Source organism: Oculatella sp. FACHB-28 (assembly GCF_014696015.1).
Taxonomy (GTDB): Bacteria; Cyanobacteriota; Cyanobacteriia; order Elainellales; family Elainellaceae; genus JAAUTN01.
The window spans coordinates 1-17,495 of record NZ_JACJPJ010000031.1; the positions used below are offsets into that span (position 1 = coordinate 1).

The following is a 17,495-nucleotide window of genomic DNA, read 5'->3' on the forward strand; positions in this document are numbered from 1 at the left end:
GCTATTCCAAGTCGATTGAGATGCTGGAAGCTTCGATTCGGTTGTTGATTTACTACTTGAAGCACCGTCAAGTGCCAGCTTTAAGATAAATCATTCACCCATTGTGCAACGCCAAATTTTTAATACCGATTTAAACAAATTTCGTGGCACATCGATTTCTGTAAGGGCGCACTGCGCCTTACCCATATCTGCAACATCCTTAAATCAAATGGGTATCTATTTTACCTGTGCGGTGCCATGAACTGTTTATCAGCTTGAATGTCAATCTAGAGCAGGAAGGCATCTTCCCTTGCTCCACTTTATGGTGTTGATAGTAGAGCTTGTTCAAGCAGGGTCAGCCGTGCTGTATCGTACTATCGACGAAAACCGGATTTGCATTACTCAGCCCACTCATGCCTGGGTGGCGGGACAACTGGCTCAGGCATGGGGAAATGCAGCGATCGGTTCCTTTGCCCCTCACGCAGCAGTATGTTTGGGGGCAGAACAGCACGACATTGGCTGGATTCCCTGGGAGTCAACTCCTACTCTGAATCCTGAAACAGGATATCCTCATAGTTTCATGGAAGTCGCTCCAGAAGTACATACAAAATTATGGGCAGGGGCAAAACAACTTGCCCTGCCGATGGGACGTTACGTGGCACTTTTGGTCTCTCTACATGGCACTGGATTATACGAACGCTTTACTCATTGGAAACAGTCACCCACATCCACCCAAATTGTCGAAGCGTTTTTGCAAAATGAGAAGGAATTTCAGCAACATCTGATTGATCGGTTGAAACAAGACCCAGCTTACCAAGCATATGTTACGCCAGAAGTCATTACCCGCAATCAAAAACTGGTAGCAACGTGGGATGCATTGTCTCTTGCAATCTGTATGGGTGTGACGAAAGAAAAACAGTTTGAACAAGTTCCTTCTGTCATTGGAGAAGCCACACTGGTGTTGACTCCCATCCAAAACGATCCAACACGCTTGAGCCTTAAGCCCTGGTGTTTTCAGACTGAGGAAGTCACTGTTGTATTTGAGGGACGGATTCTCAAAGAAAAGTTTCAGGATGAACGAGTGATGCGCGATCGCCTCACAACTGCTCCCTGGATTACCCTTATCGCTACCCTTTATCCAAGTAGTGATACAGATGAATAAAGGATAGAGCTTTAAATACGCAGCTCCAGAGGGAATGGTATCAGTAAAGAGGAGCTTTCATGCCATACTGCTAGGGTGACGGTTGTTAGAAGAGGGCAGTGATGCATGGTATCCGCCTGATCTCCGCTGCAATGGGTCGTCTTGATAAACTCACGAATGCAGCCAAGCGACTGATTGCTGGCACATTGGGGTTAGAAGATCCAATATGTATCATGCCTTATCGAGGATATGGCACACCCGGCAACCTGCATCTGAGAGGACGAGTATTGCAAGATCAGGGCATTAAGCTGAGAGAAGAAAACGCATCAGTCTGGAGAAATCTCCGTAATATGTATCGTCGCTTTGAGTCAGACGAAGTTGCGCAGGCGCGAGTGCGAGCCTATTTTGGCGCAGCCCAACAGGACGTTTTAACTAATGCTGAAGGCTTCTTTCAAGTCACGTTTGCGTTATCCGATCAACCGGTTGAATCCGATCGCTTCTGGCAACCTATCACACTAGAACTGCTCGAACCTCTCCCGCGGCACTCAGCGCCAATCAAGGTAGACAGTGAAGTGATGGTGGTGTCAGAACGCGCCCGGTTTGGTGTGATCAGTGACATCGACGACACCATTATGCGAACGGCAGCCACCGACCTGCTCAAAATGATCCGTATTGCCTATCTCGGTAACGAAAACACCCGCCGTCCGTTTTCTGGTGTAGCGGAGTTTTATCATGCTCTCCAACAGGGACAAAACGACGATCACAGAAATCCTATTTTCTATGTATCCAGCAGTGCTTGGAATATGTATGACTTGTTTGAGAAGTTTATGGATTTTAACCACATTCCCCGTGGACCTATTTTGTTGAGAGATATTGAACTATCTCCTGCTAACCTACTGTCGTTTAAGCATGAGAGCCACAAGATTGAGCAAATCACGCCGATTCTAAACTGTTTCTCCCATTTACCCTTTATTTTGATTGGCGATAGCAAACAGAAAGATCCAGAGATCTATCAGCAACTTGTCAAACACCACCCCGATCGCATCTTTGCTATCTATATTCGGGATGTCACCCCCAATGACTCCCAGCGTCAGAGTGAATTAGAGGCGATCGCCAATCAGGTTAAAGAGACAGGATGTGAATTCGTGGTGTTTCCTGAAACCCAGGTAGCGATAGATCATGCCATCACACATCATTGGATTAGCCGCAATTAAATGTGTAGCGCTATAGGCAGTATCATTCTACCGCTATGAATCCTTACCCTCTTCTCAAGCAAACTCAACGGCAACGGGTCAGCGATGGTCAGCAAGTCCCCATTCTGGACGGTTGCGATTCATCTAACCGCCTGCTGTTTTTAGCACTGCCTCAACTGGGCGATTTTGATAGCCTTGAGTATGCCTGGTGGTTGCAGCGTGATGCAGAACGGCTGCGGGAGGCAAAGCTAACGGTTCGTGCCGTGGGAATTGGCGAGCGCCCCTCCGGGGAAAAGTTCTGTGCCTATACCGGGTTTTCTCCCGACTGGCTGTTTGTTGACCCCACAGCCGAACTGCATTGTCAACTTGGTCTGTATTCCGGGCTATCACTCAAACTGCCTGCGCTATCCCCGACGCAAAATGCCTGGTTAAACCTGATGTTAATGTGTGCCGGGGTGGGCAGTCCTGGCACACTTGCAGAGGTGTTTCGGGGTTATCGGGGCGATCGCCATGCTGCCCAACTGATCGCTGATAATGAGACAGTGAAAGCAGCTCCACTACCTGCCTTTAAAGGCTCATTCTTTAAACTGGCTGGAGGAACCGGGTTTCAACGTCCTTTTGAGTTGGCAACTCTGCGGTTGCGAAACATGGCAGAGGTTTTGGGAAACTGGAAAACCTATGTGCCCAACACCGCTTATATGACCCAGCGGGGAGGAACGTTTCTGTTCGATCGCGATGGAAGTTTGCTCTATGAACATCGAGATCGAGGCATTCTAGGTTTTGCTGCCAACATGAGTGATCCGCTGTCGTTTCTCTTGACTGAGATAAACTCAAAGTAGTTACAAAGCGTCTGATGGTGAGGCAGGCTTCCTATCTTGCGATCGCCCTTCAGGTTGTTCAAGCTGTAGGCGCTGTTGTTCAGAAGTGTCTGGCAAGTTCCCATCAATCTGAAGTGCTTCAGTCGTGTTTGAAGGCTCGCTTAGTCTCTGAACTTCTTGCTCAAACTGCTGCTGTCCCTCATTAAAGAACCGTTCTGCTGCGGTTGGATAGTTGAGTGCAGCATTAATTTGAGTCAAGTCTGGAGAGGCGAAACTGGGTTGCGCGAGAGTAGGAATCAGGATAGTGGCGATCGCCATTCCCAACCAGTTGTGTTGAATCGTTAGGTTAAACATATCCCGACTCCTGAAGCGAAAGAGAACCATCGGGGATAATAGATTATCTCTGTCTCAATTTTAGCGCTCTGCTCAATAGGCATGTTTTCACAGCAATTTCCACTTGGATAAACTACAAATCCCTGTAGGGGCAGTTCGCGAACTGCCCCTACGTTATGGCTCGCCTATCCGAAAATGGCTGTAAGAGGTCTGTTTTCAAGCGTGAGAGCTCTCGGTTTCGCGCTTGAAAACAGACTCAGATCTGGCAATCCCCTTTACTCAAGCATTTCCAGGTTTCGTACCGCACCTTGATCGGCGCTAGTTGCCAGCAATGCATATGCTTTGAGCGCTGCTGTGACCCGCCGTTTGCGGGGCTGTTCAGGCTTCCAGGCATCCTTACCTTTGGCTTCCATTGCCGCTCGACGGTTGGCTAATTCCTCCGCTGGTAGATCTACATTGATGCTGCGATTGGGAATGTCGATGAGGATGCGATCGCCATCCTGCACTAGCGCAATATTGCCGCCTGCTGCCGCTTCTGGAGAAGCATGACCAATCGAGAGTCCGGAGGTACCCCCAGAAAAGCGTCCATCGGTCAACAAGGCACAAGCTTTGCCTAGCCCCTTCGATTTGAGGTAGCTGGTTGGATAGAGCATTTCCTGCATCCCCGGACCACCACGCGGACCTTCATAGCGAATAATCACGACATCGCCTGGTTGCACCTCATCCCGGAGAATTCCGTTGACAGCAGCATCCTGGCTTTCATAAATACGTGCCTTGCCTTCAAAGACCAAAATGCTTTCGTCTACGCCTGCTGTCTTGACGATGCAGCCGCGCTCAGCCAAGTTACCGTGTAGCACCGCGAGTCCGCCCTCGGCGCTGTAGGCATTCTCGATGCTGCGAATACAGCCGTTTTCCCGATCTGGGTCGAGGGAGGGCCAGCGGGTTGATTGGCTAAAGGCTTGCTGCGTGGGAATGCCTGCCGGGCCAGCCTTAAAGAAGGTATGGACAGCTTCGTCATCGGTACGCATAATATCCCAGCGATCGAGCGCTTCCTTCATCGTCTGACTGTGAACGGTAGGTACATCTGTGTGGAGCAACCCAGCCCGATCTAGCTCACCGAGAATACCAGGAATGCCACCAGCCCGGTGAACATCTTCAATGTGATACTTTTGCGTGTTGGGAGCAACCTTGCAGAGCTGAGGAATCTTGCGCGAGAGGCGATCGATATCTGCCATCGTGAAATCAACCCCTGCTTCGTGGACAGCAGCCAGCAGGTGCAGAATCGTGTTGGTCGATCCGCCCATTGCGACATCTAACGCCACAGCGTTCTCAAAGGCTTTGACACTGGCGATCGAGCGAGGCAGCACCGATTCGTCATTCTGCTCGTAGTAGCGGCGAGTAATGCTAACGATGGTGCGGGCAGCATTAATAAACAGATCCTTGCGGTCAAAATGGGTCGCTAGCGTGGTGCCATTGCCAGGTAGAGAAAGCCCAATCGCCTCAGTGAGACAGTTCATCGAGTTGGCAGTGAACATGCCAGAACAAGAGCCACAGGTTGGGCAGGCAGAACGCTCATATTCCTCGACAACTTCGTCACTGACGCTGTCATTTGCGGCAATCACCATCGCGTCTACCAAGTCCAACTTGTTTTCCGAGAGCTTGGTTTTGCCCGCTTCCATTGGGCCACCGGAGACAAATACAGCAGGAATGTTGAGCCGCAAAGCTGCCATCAACATACCGGGAGTGATCTTGTCACAGTTGGAAATGCAAACCAGAGCATCGGCACAATGGGCATTGGCCATGTACTCGACCGAATCAGCGATGATCTCGCGTGAGGGTAAACTATAGAGCATTCCGTCATGCCCCATTGCAATCCCATCATCCACCGCGATCGTGTTAAATTCTTTGGCGACACCACCAGCGGCTTCAATCTCACGGCACACCAGTTGACCCAGATCCTTTAGGTGAACGTGTCCGGGCACGAATTGGGTAAAAGAATTGGCAACTGCAATGATAGGCTTCTCGAAGTCCTCAGTTTGCATTCCGGTGGCGCGCCAAAGCGCGCGGGCACCGGCCATATTGCGTCCCTGAGTGGTGGTTTTGGAGCGATAGGTCGGCATGGCGCATTCTATATAGCTAGGGTTTTTAAACAGTCTAGACGGTTAAGTCCTAAATCTTTTTGCAAAAACAGGAGCACTCCGTGGACTAGTACTAAAGTTAGCTGTATTTCCAGTGCAACTACGAGTAGACAGCAGCCCCCCATGCCATCAACTGCTAAACCGATTCGGCTGTTTATCAGCTATCGCAGCCAAGACCCGGATATGAGCCTGGCCCAGCGCTTTTATGAAGCACTGGAAGCGGCGGGATATGAGTCATTTATGGCAGGAGAAAGTATTCGGCTCGGAGAAAACTGGGCACAGCGAGTAGATGAGGAACTGGAGCGGGCGGATTACTTTTTGCTGTTGCTGTCGCCCAAGTCCGCAACCAGTGAGATGGTGACCGAAGAGGTAAGGCGGGCAAAGGAATTGCGCGCTCGCCATCCTCAACACAAACCTGCAATTCTCCCCATCCGGGTCAACTTTCCCTGGGACTCACCGCTTAATTACGACCTGCGCGGCTACCTCAACCGCATCCAGCAGCGCGAATGGAAAACGGAAGCCGACACCACCAAAATTCTCCAAGAAATTCTCACCCTCCTAGCAGCAGGTTCTCCCCCATCTCCCTCCTTTGCTGAATCTGAAGAACCTGACTCCCAGCCCCTTACCCCCTATCCCTTCCCCCCTCCCAACTCTCCACCCCTTCCCATTGCTGAACCTGAACTCCCCGGAGGACAGGTTGATCTCGCCTCAGTGTTTTATGTAGAAAGGGAGCCGATTGAAGCAGACTGCTATGAGGCGATCGCCCGCTCTGGTGCCCTGATTCGGATCAAAGCACCGCGTCAGATGGGTAAGACCTCCCTGCTGTCGCGAATCTTGCAGCAGGCAAAGGAACTGGACTACCTCACCGTGCCGCTCAGCTTTCAGCTTGCCGATACCGCTGTCTTTGCCGATTTGGATAAGTTTTTGCGCTGGTTTTGCGCCAGCATTGGACGCAGACTACGGCTTCCCAACCGCCTGAACGACTACTGGGACGAAATCTTTGGCAGCAAAGACAATTGCACCGCCTACTTTGAGGAATACCTGCTAACTGAAATCAACAGTCCGTTAGCGTTGGGGTTAGACGAGGTAGACTGCGTGTTTCAGCATCCTGAAATTGCCGCTGACTTTTTTGGGCTGCTGCGCGCCTGGCACGAAGACTCCAAAAGCCGCGACCTGTGGAAGAAACTACGGCTGGTAGTGGTGCATTCCACCGAGGTCTACATTCCGCTAAACATTAACCAGTCGCCCTTTAATGTTGGCTTACCGATTGAGCTACCCGAATTCACACCCGCGCAGGTGCTTGACCTGGCAAAGCGACACGGACTGAACTGGAGCCTCGATCAGGTTGAGCAACTGATGAATATGGTCGGCGGACACCCTTACCTGGTTCGCGTTGCGCTCTACCAAATCACGCGCGGAGAAACCTCCCTCACCGAACTGCTCCAGTCTGCTCCCACCGAAGCCGGACTATATGGCGACCACCTGCGCCGACACCTGTGGAACCTGGAACAGCACCCAGAGTTGGCTAAAGCAGTGAAAGTGGCGATCGCCTCCCCTGATCCCGTTCGCCTAGAGTCGGTGCAAGCCTTTCAACTGCACAGCATGGGCTTAGTTCACCTCAAAGGAAACGATGTACAGCCCCGCTGTGATTTGTATCGACGGTACTTTAGCGATCGCCTGCGGAGGAAGTAGGCGGGAGGTGGGAGGTGCCAAAAAACCGGAGTAGCTCCTCGGTCACTGCATCGGGAGCCTCTTCGGGTAAGAAATGTCCGCAGTCCAATGTCTTGCTCTCAACCTGTTGAGCGTACTTGCGCCACACCTCAGGAACATCATAAGTGCGGTGCACAAACCCCTTCGCGCCCCACAACACTAGCAGTGGACACTGGATCTGCTGGGTCAAGTCTTGTCGGTCATGCTCAAGGTCAATGCTGGCGGCCGCGCGATAGTCTTCACACGAGGCATGAATGGCATCAGGTTGACTAAAGCAACGCACATACTCAGCCATTGCTTCATCGGCGAACACGGTGCCTGGTGCACTCCACCGCTTCAACTTTTCGGTGAGGTAGTAGACCGGGTCAGCACCAATCAAGCGCTCTGGTAAGCCATCGGGCTGAATTAGGAAAAACCAATGATAGTATCCGGTTGCAAAGTGCTGGTCTGTAGTCACGTACATGTGGTACGTCGGAACAATGTCCATCACGCAAGCTCTTAAAACCTTCTCAGGATGGTCGAGTGCCAAGCGATGTGTAACTCTGGCTCCACGATCGTGACCTGCGACAAAAAAGGTTGGATGGTCAAAATAAGCCATTACTTCGACCAGGTCGCGTGCCATTGCTCGCTTTGAATAGGGAAAGTGATCGGCTGTAGTGGTTGGTTTGGAGCTGTCTCCATAGCCACGTAAGTCAGGGCAAATGACGTGGAAGTGCTCGGTTAAATCAGGAGCAACATTGTGCCACATGACCTGCGTTTGAGGATAGCCATGTAACAGCAACAGCGGAGTGCCTGTTCCACCATGAACTAGATTGATTTCCGCTCCAGTCGTTTGCACTTTGACGGTATCAAAGGCTTGTGGGAAGAGTCCCATATTACGGCATCCCATACTGAGCACAGTCTGCTCAACCCTAGCACGAGGGCAATACAGTGAATTCTCCAGGGGCGATCGCTCCCACTAGCTCAAGATTGAGTCAATCAGTTTGCTTAGAACGGCAATAAACACCCGTTACGGTTTCAATTTAGGAAAGAGGCGTGAAAATGATGGTACAAACTCAAACATGCAGGATTTTATCGTTCATCGTTCTATATCCTTCATCCCTCATCCCTCATTCCTATGCCCCCCTCCTACGAATACCAAGTTGGCGGCAGTCTCCCCGCAGATGCACCGACCTATGTGACCCGACAGGCAGACTGGGACTTGTGTGACGGCTTAAAGGCTGGCGAGTTTTGCTATGTGCTGAACTCGCGACAGATGGGTAAGTCAAGCCTGCGGGTGCAGACGATGAAGCGGCTCCAGGCGGATGGACTGGCGTGTGCGGCGATCGACATTACGGCGATCGGGGGGCAGGAGGTGACTCCGCACCAGTGGTATGCAGGGGTGATTCGCAACCTGGTGAGAAGCTTTGGACTGACGCAAAAGTTGGATTTGCGGGGGTGGCTACGGGAGCGGGAATTTCTCACACCTGTACAGCGATTGGGCGAGTTTGTCGAAGAGGTGCTGCTGGTGGAGCTGCCGCAGCAGATTGTGATTTTTGTGGATGAGATTGATAGCGTCCTCAGCCTGAATTTTCCGATTGACGATTTCTTTGCCTTTATTCGCTCTTGCTATAACCGTCGGGTCGATCAGCCGATCTACAAGCGATTGGTGTTTGCCCTCGTGGGTGTGGCGACTCCCTCTGACCTGATTCGCGATAAGAGCCGCACGCCGTTTAATATTGGGCGGGCGATCGCCCTCTGCGGTTTTCAGCTTAAAGAAGCAATGCCGCTGATTCGGGGGCTAGAGCAGAAGACCAGCAATCCCGAAGCGTTGCTCAGTGCAATGCTCGACTGGACGGGCGGACAGCCGTTTCTCACCCAAAAGCTGTGTAAGTTTGCCCTGAATCGCCCTGACCCGATCGCCCCTGGCAATGAGTCTGCCTGGGTAGAAGCGCTGGTGCGATCGCACGTCCTGGAAAACTGGGAATCGCAGGACGAACCAGAGCATTTAAGAACGATTCGCGATCGCATTCTCCGAGATCAACGCCGCGCCAGTCGGCTGCTGGGGCTGCACCAGCAAATTTTGCAGCAGGGCGAACTGGACGCAGACGACAGCCCCGACCAGCTAGAGCTACGCCTCACCGGAATCGCCTATGAACACCAGGGCAAGCTCAAGGTCTATAACCGCATCTACGCTACCGTGTTTGACTTGCGCTGGACGGAAAAGGAACTGGGGCATCTGCGCCCCTATGGGGAGGCGATCGCCGCTTGGCTTGCCAGTGACCAGCAGGACGAGTCGCGCCTGCTGCGCGGACAGGCGCTTGTGGATGCTCAGCGCTGGGCCGCCGACAAGAACCTCAGCCAGCAAGACTTCCTGTTTCTCACCGCCAGCCGCGAACGGGATATGCAGGAGGTGCAGGTGGCGCTAGCGGCAGAACGGCAGGCTAATCAGATTCTCAAAGAGGCAGAGCAGCGGGCAAAGCGGACGATTCGGCGGGGGGTGATTGGGCTGGCGGGAATTTCGGCAGTGGCGATCGCCCTAATTATTTGGGCAGGTTTCGCCTTTAACAACGCCAGTCGCCAGATTGCAACTGCCAAGGACGAAGCCCAACAGTCCAAAGATGAACGAGAGCGGATGCAGGAGGCAAGCGACGCTGCTGAACAGAAGCTTGAAGCAACGACGCAGAATTTACGCAAGGAGCAAACTGAAAGAACTCGACTAAACCAGGCAACTCGGAAAGCTCAGCAGCAGGCAACAGCCGCTCAGACTGCCGCTCAGCAAGCTAGGGTAGACCAAGCCACCGCCCAAGCCGCCGCAGATGATGCTAGACAGCAACAAGCTGCCGCCCAGACTGCTGAAGCCGCCGCTAGAGCAGAGCAACGCCTAGCTACAGAGCAAGCGGCCGCCGCTAGGCAGGAACGAGAGCAAGCGCAAATCGCAGGCAGGCTAGAGCAACGCGGCACTACCCTACTGCGATATCAGCCTGTCCGGTTTACCGAAATCAGTACGTTGCTGCGAGCGATGGAGTTGGGGCAAGACTTGAAAAACCTGATTCAAGCAAGCCCTAGCCCCGTGGCGACCAATACGCTGTTGCTGCAAGGCTACCCCGCCACTAGCCCTATACTGGCGCTCAGAATTGCTGTTAATAGCGTCCTGGAGGAGTGGAGTTTCCGGGGAGCGTTTCGTAGCTTTAGTGAGGACGGGCAACGGCTGGTGAGCTACTCTGAGGAAGACAACATATCCCACCTGTATGACCTATCGGGCAATGAGCTAGCTCAGTTTCAAGGATATTTCCTTGACTTTAGCGAGGACGGGCAACGGCTGGTGAGCTACTCCCAGGAAGACAACATATCCCACCTGTATGACCTATCGGGCAATGAGCTAGCTCAGTTTCAAGGATATTTCCTTGACTTTAATGAGGACGGGCAACGGCTGGTGAGCTACTCTGAGGAAGACAACATATCCCACCTGTATGACCTATCGGGCAATGAGCTACGTAGCTTCCAGGGCGAGTTTCGTGGCTTCAGTGAGGACGAGCAACGGTTGGTGAGCTACTCCTTTACAGACAATACCTCTCGACTATATGACCTATCGGGCAATGAGCTAGCTCAGTTTCAAGGATATTTCCTTGACTTTAGCGAGGACGGGCAACGGCTGATAATTTACTCCAATCAAGACAACACATCCCGCCTGTATGATCGATCGGGCAATGAGCTACGCAGCTTTCAGGGCGAGTTTCGTGGCTTCAGCGAGGACGGGCAATGGCTAGTGAGCTACTCCTTTACAGACAATACCTCTCGCCTATATGACCTATCGGGCAACGAGCTTGCACCCCCGTTTCAGGGAATGTTCCTTGGCTTCAGTGAGGACGGGCAACGGCTAGTGATTTACTCCAATCAGGACAACACATCCCGCCTGTATGATCGATTGGGCCATGAGCTACGCAGCTTCCAGGGCGAGTTTCGTGGCTTCAGCGAGGACGGGCAACGGTTGGTAAGCTACTTCTTTACGGACAACACCTCTCGTCTATATGACCTATCGGGCAATGAGCTAGCTCAGTTTCAAGGATCTTTTGGTAACTTCAGCGAGGACGGGCAACGCTTAGTTATTGGTAACCGTCTATACGACTTATCCAGCCGTTTGTTAGCTGATTTTCAAGCTTTTAGCGTTCAGTTTAGCCCAAATGGGCAACGACTGGTAATTTACTCTAATCAGGACAACACCTCTCGCCTGTATGATCTAGCGGGTAATGAGCTAAACCAGTTCCAGGGAGTGTTCCGTCGCTTTAGAGAGGATGGGCAACAGCTGATGATCTACTCTTATGAGGACAACATCAATCGCCTATATGACTTAGCGGGCAACGAGCTGGTCAGCCTTGAGGGATCGTTTCGTGGCTTCAGTGAAGACGGGCAACAGCTAATGATCTACTCCGATCAAGACAACACCTCTCGCCTGTACGATTTAGCGGGTAACGAGCTAAACCAGTTCCAGGGATTTTTTCTCGGCTTCAGTGAAGACGGGCAACAGCTAATGATCTACTCCGATCAAGACAACACCTCTCGCCTGTACGATTTAGCGGGTAACGAGCTAAACCAGTTCCAGGGATCTTTTCTCGGCTTCAGTAAAGACGGGCAACAGCTAATGATCTACTCTTATGAGGACAACATCAATCGCCTATATGACTTAGCGGGTAACGAGCTTGTCAGCCTTGGGAGATTGTTTCGTGGCTTCAGTGAGAACGGGCAACGGCTGGTAACTTACTCCTTTGCGGACAACACCACTCACCTGCATGGACTATCGGGCAATGAGCTCGTTCCCCCGCTCCAGGGAGAGTTCGGTGGCTTCAGCAATGACGGGCAACGCCTAGTGACTTCCCTACAAAATGAGAATACCAGTCAGATTTATGACCTGTCGGGCAATCTGTTAGCTGAGTTTACAGGTTCTACCATCAATCAAACCTTCCATAGAGATCTATCGCTGGGCTTTAGCCCCGATGGGCAGCGACTAATGACGGTTTCGGGCGATGGCTATATTCGCCTCTGGCCCATCGATAACGGGCTGGATGATTTGCTGGCGCAGGGGTGTGAGCGGCTGGAGGGATATTTTAGGGCAAATCCAGAGGAGCGGTTGGAAGTGTGTGAGGAGAGATGAGGGATGAAGGAGAGGGGGCGATCGCCAGTTCCCTCGATTGCCTCCATTCCCTTAATCCTTTGAACCTGTGCCAAAAAGGTTTAGCCTATCATCAGCGCAGCAGGGAAGTGTTTGAGGGCTTCCCCAATCGGTAAGCTTGCGTTAGCTTGGAGGGACTGATCAGAGATTGCGTCTTTCCAACTGGAAGCTAATCCAGCAGGCAATTCAACGGCAGTATCAGCCCAGATTTGTTCGCCTAATGGCAACTGACCTGCTTCAAGCAAACCAGTGAGGAAACGGGGGGCAATGGCGATCGCCGTCTTCCCTTCAAAGCTGCGGGCAAAGGCGATGACGTGGTCTTTGAACTTACCAGTGACAGTTAGCGGCTGATAGTCTCCTTGCTCAAACAGTGCCCGATGTACCTTTCTTGCTTGCAGAACCTTGAAGGTTAGGAATAGTTTGATCCGACCGTCTGTTCTCGTCTCAAGCAAACTGTTGATGAGTGACAGACTGTCTTTTTCAATTCCGGTTTTTAGCTCGTGCAGGCAAGAAATTCGCTGGTCATAGTCAACCGGACGGCGGTTATCTGGGTCAACCAAACTCAAATCCCAAAATTCGGTTCCCTGATATAAATCGGGCACACCAGGAGCCGTATTTTTGAGCAAAACTTGGGAAAGAGAATTGAAAATGCCGTAATCTGCAATCTGCTTTTGGAAAGGCAAGAACTCCTGCAAGAAGTCATTTCCTTTATCCGGATCTAAAACCTGTTCGACAAACTTCAAATAGCCTTCTTCATACTCAGAGTCAGGACGCAACCAGGCCGTGTGAACTTTAGCTTCTCTCACTGCTTTGATCACATAATCCTTGATTCGAGTTGTGAAGGTAGCGCGACCGCTATTCTGATCAAACGGAAAAGCTCCTAACAGCGTTTGATAGAGAAAGTACTCATCATTCGCACTAGGAATCACTCTATCGTCAGTTTGCAGCTTCTTCGACTGGTTGATCTCACTCCAGCGCATCGCCTGTCGCTCCCACTCTTCGGGGATCTCAGAAATGATGTTGAGGCGCGATCGCACATCTTCACCCCGCTTTGTATCATGAGTCGCTGTAGCACTCATGGAATGTTTCCAGTACTCATTTCTGCGTTGATTAAACTCATGAAATGCAGGTAGCGAAATACCAAACTGCCCCGGATTTCCACCCACTTCATTCAGGGATAACAAACGGCTGTAAACATATAGCAGCGTATCTTCAACCCCTTTTGCCATAAGTGGGCCAGTTAACTGCTGAAATCTCATGACAAAGTGTAGCCACTCTTCTTGTTGAGCTTGAGTAAGAAATTCGTCATACTCCAACAGCAGCAGTTTTCTAATAAAGTCCAGTTCGTTGGGCAACAAAGGAACATTTTCTTTGGCTGCTTCAATAACCTGATTGACCTGCTTTCGATCTGACTCCGTGAGTCCTTGAGGATTAATATAAGTTCGATACACCGGAAACAGTGCCAACACCTCCACCAATGCCCTTTGCAGTCCGTTCAAGGTAAAGTCGCTGCCTTGCCGAGTTTGACCTGCAACTCGCTTTAAACTGAGTGCTAGGTTCTCCAAATCTCCAGCCAAGTTTCTCTCGATAATTAACTTCTTTTTCTCGACGACGAGTTGCTTGTAGGGCTGATTGGATTCAGTGAATCGAGTATAGATTTTCTGCAATCGCTGCTCGGTTTCACACCGACAAAACACGCCATTGACGTAGTTCATGAAGTCATAACCGCTGGTTCCCTCAATTGGCCAGATGTCAGACAAATCTTCTTCAAGTTCAAGAATTTTTTCGACCGTGATGTAAACATCACCCATCTTTTCCCTGAGCCGCTCCAGATATTGACCTGGATCGTACAGTCCATCAATGTGGTCGATTCGGAGTCCGGTAATCTTTCCCTCTTCGACTAATTGACCAATCAGGGAATGGGTCTTGTGAAACACTTTGGGCTCTTCAACTTTTAGAGAAATCAACTCGTTGACGGTAAAGAATCTGCGGTAGTTAATTTCTTCTGCGCCCACTTTCCAAAAAGCAAGACGATAAAACTGTTCAGACAGTAAATGATCGAGCGGATTGAAGCTTTCGGGATTTCCTTTTTGCCCATTAAAGAATTCTACGTTGCTATTTACAAATTCTTTAACGTCCTGATTTTGATTGTAGAGTTCCCAGAGCAAGCGTTTGACAAATTCAACTTGGTCGTAACGCTCTTTGCCTTTTGCTTCAGTTGGAATATTTTTGACAATGTAGAGAATGCCGAGCAGTTTGACAAAATCAGGATGATGTCTACCCAGTGATCGCGCCAATCCACCTAAATTTTGCGTGATAAATCGAGCGTAAGATTCAACTCGAACGGGTAATTTTAAGCTGTAATAATTAACGGTCAAACCTGTTTCATCATAGCCAAGCTGAATCTCACCGTTTTCCAAGCATCGCCCGTAAAAGTTTCCTAGCAGCGGTGCAAGTACCCGTCCTCGAATGTCTTCGTAGGAATGGTTCCATTCAATATCAAAGAAATCAAAAGATTCAGAGTCAGGACCATTCTCCAGGACATCCATCAAAAGCTTGTTTTGAGTGTCGTAGGCCATGTGATTGGGCACAATGTCCTGAAGCCAACCTATCTCATGCTTTTGAAGTTCGTCAACTAGCGTCTCAAATTCTTCCTGTGTACCCAATTCGGGGTTAATTTGCGTTGGGTCAACAATATCGTAACCGTGAGTACTGCCTGCTCTAGCTTTGAAAATAGGCGAAGCATAGAGGTCAGAAATTCCAAGATCTGCTAGATAAGCAACAATCTGTTTTGCTGCCTCAAAGGGAAATCCTGCATGAAATTGAATTCGGTAAGTAGAGGCTGGAATTCTCATTTTTAGGTTAGGAAGAGATAAGTTAGAATTTGACGCTAAGTTGAACATCAATAGACTTAGGATTTTAGATCTGCAACTTCTTTAAGAAGCCGCAGATCTGACACTTCACCCCAATCTATTTAAGCCTGATAAACGGCAAAACTTTGAGCTGGGATCGATAACGATGAATCAGATTTAGATGCCAAACTATCTGGCAAAGACGCACCCGAACCCATCCACTTTTGATCAGCAGAGTCTAATATTTTTTGCCAATTGCCATTGGGTAAATCTGTATTAAAACCTACCGCTTCATTGTTGAAATTCAGAATGCAAAATAGCTTGCTGCTATCCTGCCAGCGATGTAAAAACAGTAGCTTGTTTTCCTCTTGCACCGTAGCTTCTAAGTTTTGCTTATCGAGGTTCTTTAGCGCAGGAATAGTGCGGCGTAGATGAATTAGATGTTGATAAAGATCCCGTAAGGCTTTGTGCTTTCCTTCCTTTTGCTGCTCCCATTTCAACTGAGATTGCTTAAAGGTTTCAGGACTTTGAGGATCGGAGTATTCTCCTTCTAAATGGAATGCCGAGAATTCCCGTTTTCTGCCTTCTCTGACTGCCTCAACCAGGTCGGGATCAGTGTGGCTCACAAAATACAGGAAAGGAGATTCTTCGCCATACTCTTCACCCATAAACAGCATCGGAATGTTAGGGGACAGCAATAGGGCACCTGCCGCCAGTTTTAACGCTTCAAAGGAAACCAGGGTAGAGAGGCGATCGCCCAACATCCGATTCCCAACCTGGTCATGATTTTGGGTGCAAATTACAAACTGATAGCCAGGGCGATCGCTGGCATCGCTGCCGTGATAACGCTTGCGTTCAGCAGCATATTGCCAGTCATAAACAAAGCTGTTTTTGTATGCCTTTGCCAACTGTTCACAAGTGCCAAAGTCCTGGTAGTAGCCGATTTGCTCTCCTGTTAACAAGGTATGCAAACAGTGATGAAAGTCATCGCTCCACTGGGCATCCATGCCATGACCACCAACTTCAGGTTCGCGAATCACGCGCACATCATTCAAATCACTTTCGGCAATCAGGTAAAACTTGCGCCCCACTTGTTTGGATAGAGCGGCTACATCATCGGCTAATTCCTTGAGGAAATGTTTTGCCCCTAAGTCGTAGATTGCATGAATCGCATCCAGCCGCAGCGCATCAAAATGAAATTGCTCAAACCAGTAAAGCGCATTCTCAATGAAGTAATTTCTCACCCCTTCGCTATGCGCATCATCGAAGTTAATCGCGCTGCCCCAGGGAGTTTTGTAAGTTTCAGTGAAGAAGGGCGCAAAGCTGCTGGTGTAGTTTCCTTCGGGGCCAAAGTGGTTATAAACCACGTCCAAGATGACGGCAAATCCTTCTTGGTGACACGTGTTAATTAACTGCTTTAGACCGTCTGGACCACCATAGGAGTCTTGCACTGCAAAGGGATACACGCCGTCATAGCCCCAGTTGCGACTACCGGGAAACTGAGCAACGGGCATAATTTCGATCGCATTGATGCCTAACTCTCGTAGTTCACCAAGGCGAGAAGCGATCGCCTCAAAAGTACCCTCTGGTGTGAACGTGCCAACGTGCAGTTCATAGATCACCATTTCATCCAGCGGAATCCCTGACCAATCTTGATCTGTCCAGCTAAACGCTTGATGGTCAACCACTTCTGTCGGGCCATGTACACCTTCCGGCTGAAACTGAGAAGCCGGATCGGGGCGATCGAATTCCCCTAAATCATAGAAGTAACGAGTTCCGGGCTGAACGTCTTCAGCCGTGACCTGCCAATAGCCATGCTCACCGGGCTGCATTGGCAATAGTTTTTCTGTGGGGGCAACCAGCTTTACCGCTACCTGGTCTAGCAAAGGTGCCCAAAGCGTGAATTCACAACGATTTCCATCCAGGTAACGAGCGCCAATCTTCACCGCAGATCCCCCTTGTCTGAACGCGTCCTCCTGAAAATAGATGCTTTTGAGCGAAGGTAAAACTGTCGTAGGATGTATCTCTTAGTAGGGGACTAGGGGCTAGGCTGAGTTACTCATTGCTATTTAACGTCAATTCGGCTTAAGCAAACGCAGGCAGAGCAGTGTCAATGAGCAGGGAGGGCTTCTTGGGTTGGTGGCAGTAGGCGATCAAGCCACAGACTAAGTTTACCAGGCAG

The 17,495-nt window shown here is 50.3% G+C and carries 10 protein-coding genes and 1 pseudogene; 5 read left to right on the top strand and 6 right to left on the bottom strand.

What is annotated here, in order from left to right; genetic code table 11:
- The first annotated feature begins 340 nt into the window (after positions 1–340).
- The 3 genes from H6F88_RS02125 to H6F88_RS02135 all read left to right on the top strand — a co-directional run bounded on the left by H6F88_RS02125 (position 341) and on the right by H6F88_RS02135 (position 3,152).
- Positions 341–1,141 carry a DUF3891 family protein gene (locus tag H6F88_RS02125; RefSeq protein ID WP_190641101.1) on the top strand — a complete coding sequence of 267 codons (801 nt, stop codon included), beginning with the start codon at positions 341–343 and terminating at the stop codon, positions 1,139–1,141.
- Between the two features lie 101 nt (positions 1,142–1,242).
- Positions 1,243–2,334 carry a phosphatase domain-containing protein gene (locus H6F88_RS02130; protein ID WP_190641102.1) on the top strand — a complete coding sequence of 364 codons (1,092 nt, stop codon included), beginning with the start codon at positions 1,243–1,245 and terminating at the stop codon, positions 2,332–2,334.
- A 35-nt stretch (positions 2,335–2,369) separates the two neighbouring features.
- Entirely contained in the window at positions 2,370–3,152 is a 783-nt protein-coding gene (locus H6F88_RS02135; RefSeq protein WP_190641103.1) for a peroxiredoxin-like family protein, read from the top strand.
- Here the strand turns inward: H6F88_RS02135 and H6F88_RS02140 are convergent, their stop codons facing one another.
- On the bottom strand, positions 3,153–3,485 hold the full coding sequence (locus tag H6F88_RS02140; RefSeq protein WP_190641104.1) for a hypothetical protein: 333 nt from the start codon (positions 3,483–3,485) through the stop codon (positions 3,153–3,155). It lies immediately after the preceding gene.
- Positions 3,486–3,739: 254 nt separating this feature from the next.
- Positions 3,740–5,584: a dihydroxy-acid dehydratase gene (gene ilvD / locus H6F88_RS02145; protein WP_190641105.1), complete on the bottom strand. Its 1,845-nt coding sequence runs from the start codon at positions 5,582–5,584 to the stop codon at positions 3,740–3,742.
- A gap of 141 nt (positions 5,585–5,725) precedes the next feature.
- On the opposite strand from ilvD, the gene H6F88_RS02150 reads away from it, so the two are divergent.
- A complete protein-coding gene (locus H6F88_RS02150; RefSeq protein ID WP_190641106.1) occupies positions 5,726–7,294 on the top strand; it encodes an AAA-like domain-containing protein in 1,569 nt (522 codons plus the stop codon).
- Here the strand turns inward: H6F88_RS02150 and H6F88_RS02155 are convergent.
- Positions 7,269–8,186: an alpha/beta hydrolase gene (locus tag H6F88_RS02155; RefSeq protein WP_190641107.1), complete on the bottom strand. Its 918-nt coding sequence runs from the start codon at positions 8,184–8,186 to the stop codon at positions 7,269–7,271. The two genes, H6F88_RS02150 and H6F88_RS02155, sit on opposite strands and share 26 nt — an antisense overlap.
- 243 nt (positions 8,187–8,429) lie before the next feature.
- On the opposite strand from H6F88_RS02155, the gene H6F88_RS02160 reads away from it, so the two are divergent.
- Entirely contained in the window at positions 8,430–12,443 is a 4,014-nt protein-coding gene (locus tag H6F88_RS02160; protein ID WP_190641108.1) for an AAA-like domain-containing protein, read from the top strand.
- A gap of 80 nt (positions 12,444–12,523) precedes the next feature.
- On the opposite strand, the gene treY is transcribed toward H6F88_RS02160, so the two are convergent.
- The 3 genes and pseudogenes from treY to H6F88_RS33040 all read right to left on the bottom strand — a co-directional run.
- The gene (gene treY / locus H6F88_RS02165) at positions 12,524–15,316 is read right to left on the bottom strand and encodes a malto-oligosyltrehalose synthase (RefSeq protein WP_190641109.1); all 2,793 of its coding nucleotides are present in this window, start codon (positions 15,314–15,316) and stop codon (positions 12,524–12,526) included.
- A 119-nt stretch (positions 15,317–15,435) separates the two neighbouring features.
- Complete coding sequence (gene treZ / locus H6F88_RS02170) at positions 15,436–17,259, bottom strand: malto-oligosyltrehalose trehalohydrolase (RefSeq protein ID WP_190641110.1); 1,824 nt, start codon at positions 17,257–17,259, stop codon at positions 15,436–15,438.
- Between the two features lie 139 nt (positions 17,260–17,398).
- Positions 17,399–17,495 (bottom strand): annotated as a pseudogene (locus H6F88_RS33040) (IS982 family transposase); the annotation flags it as partial.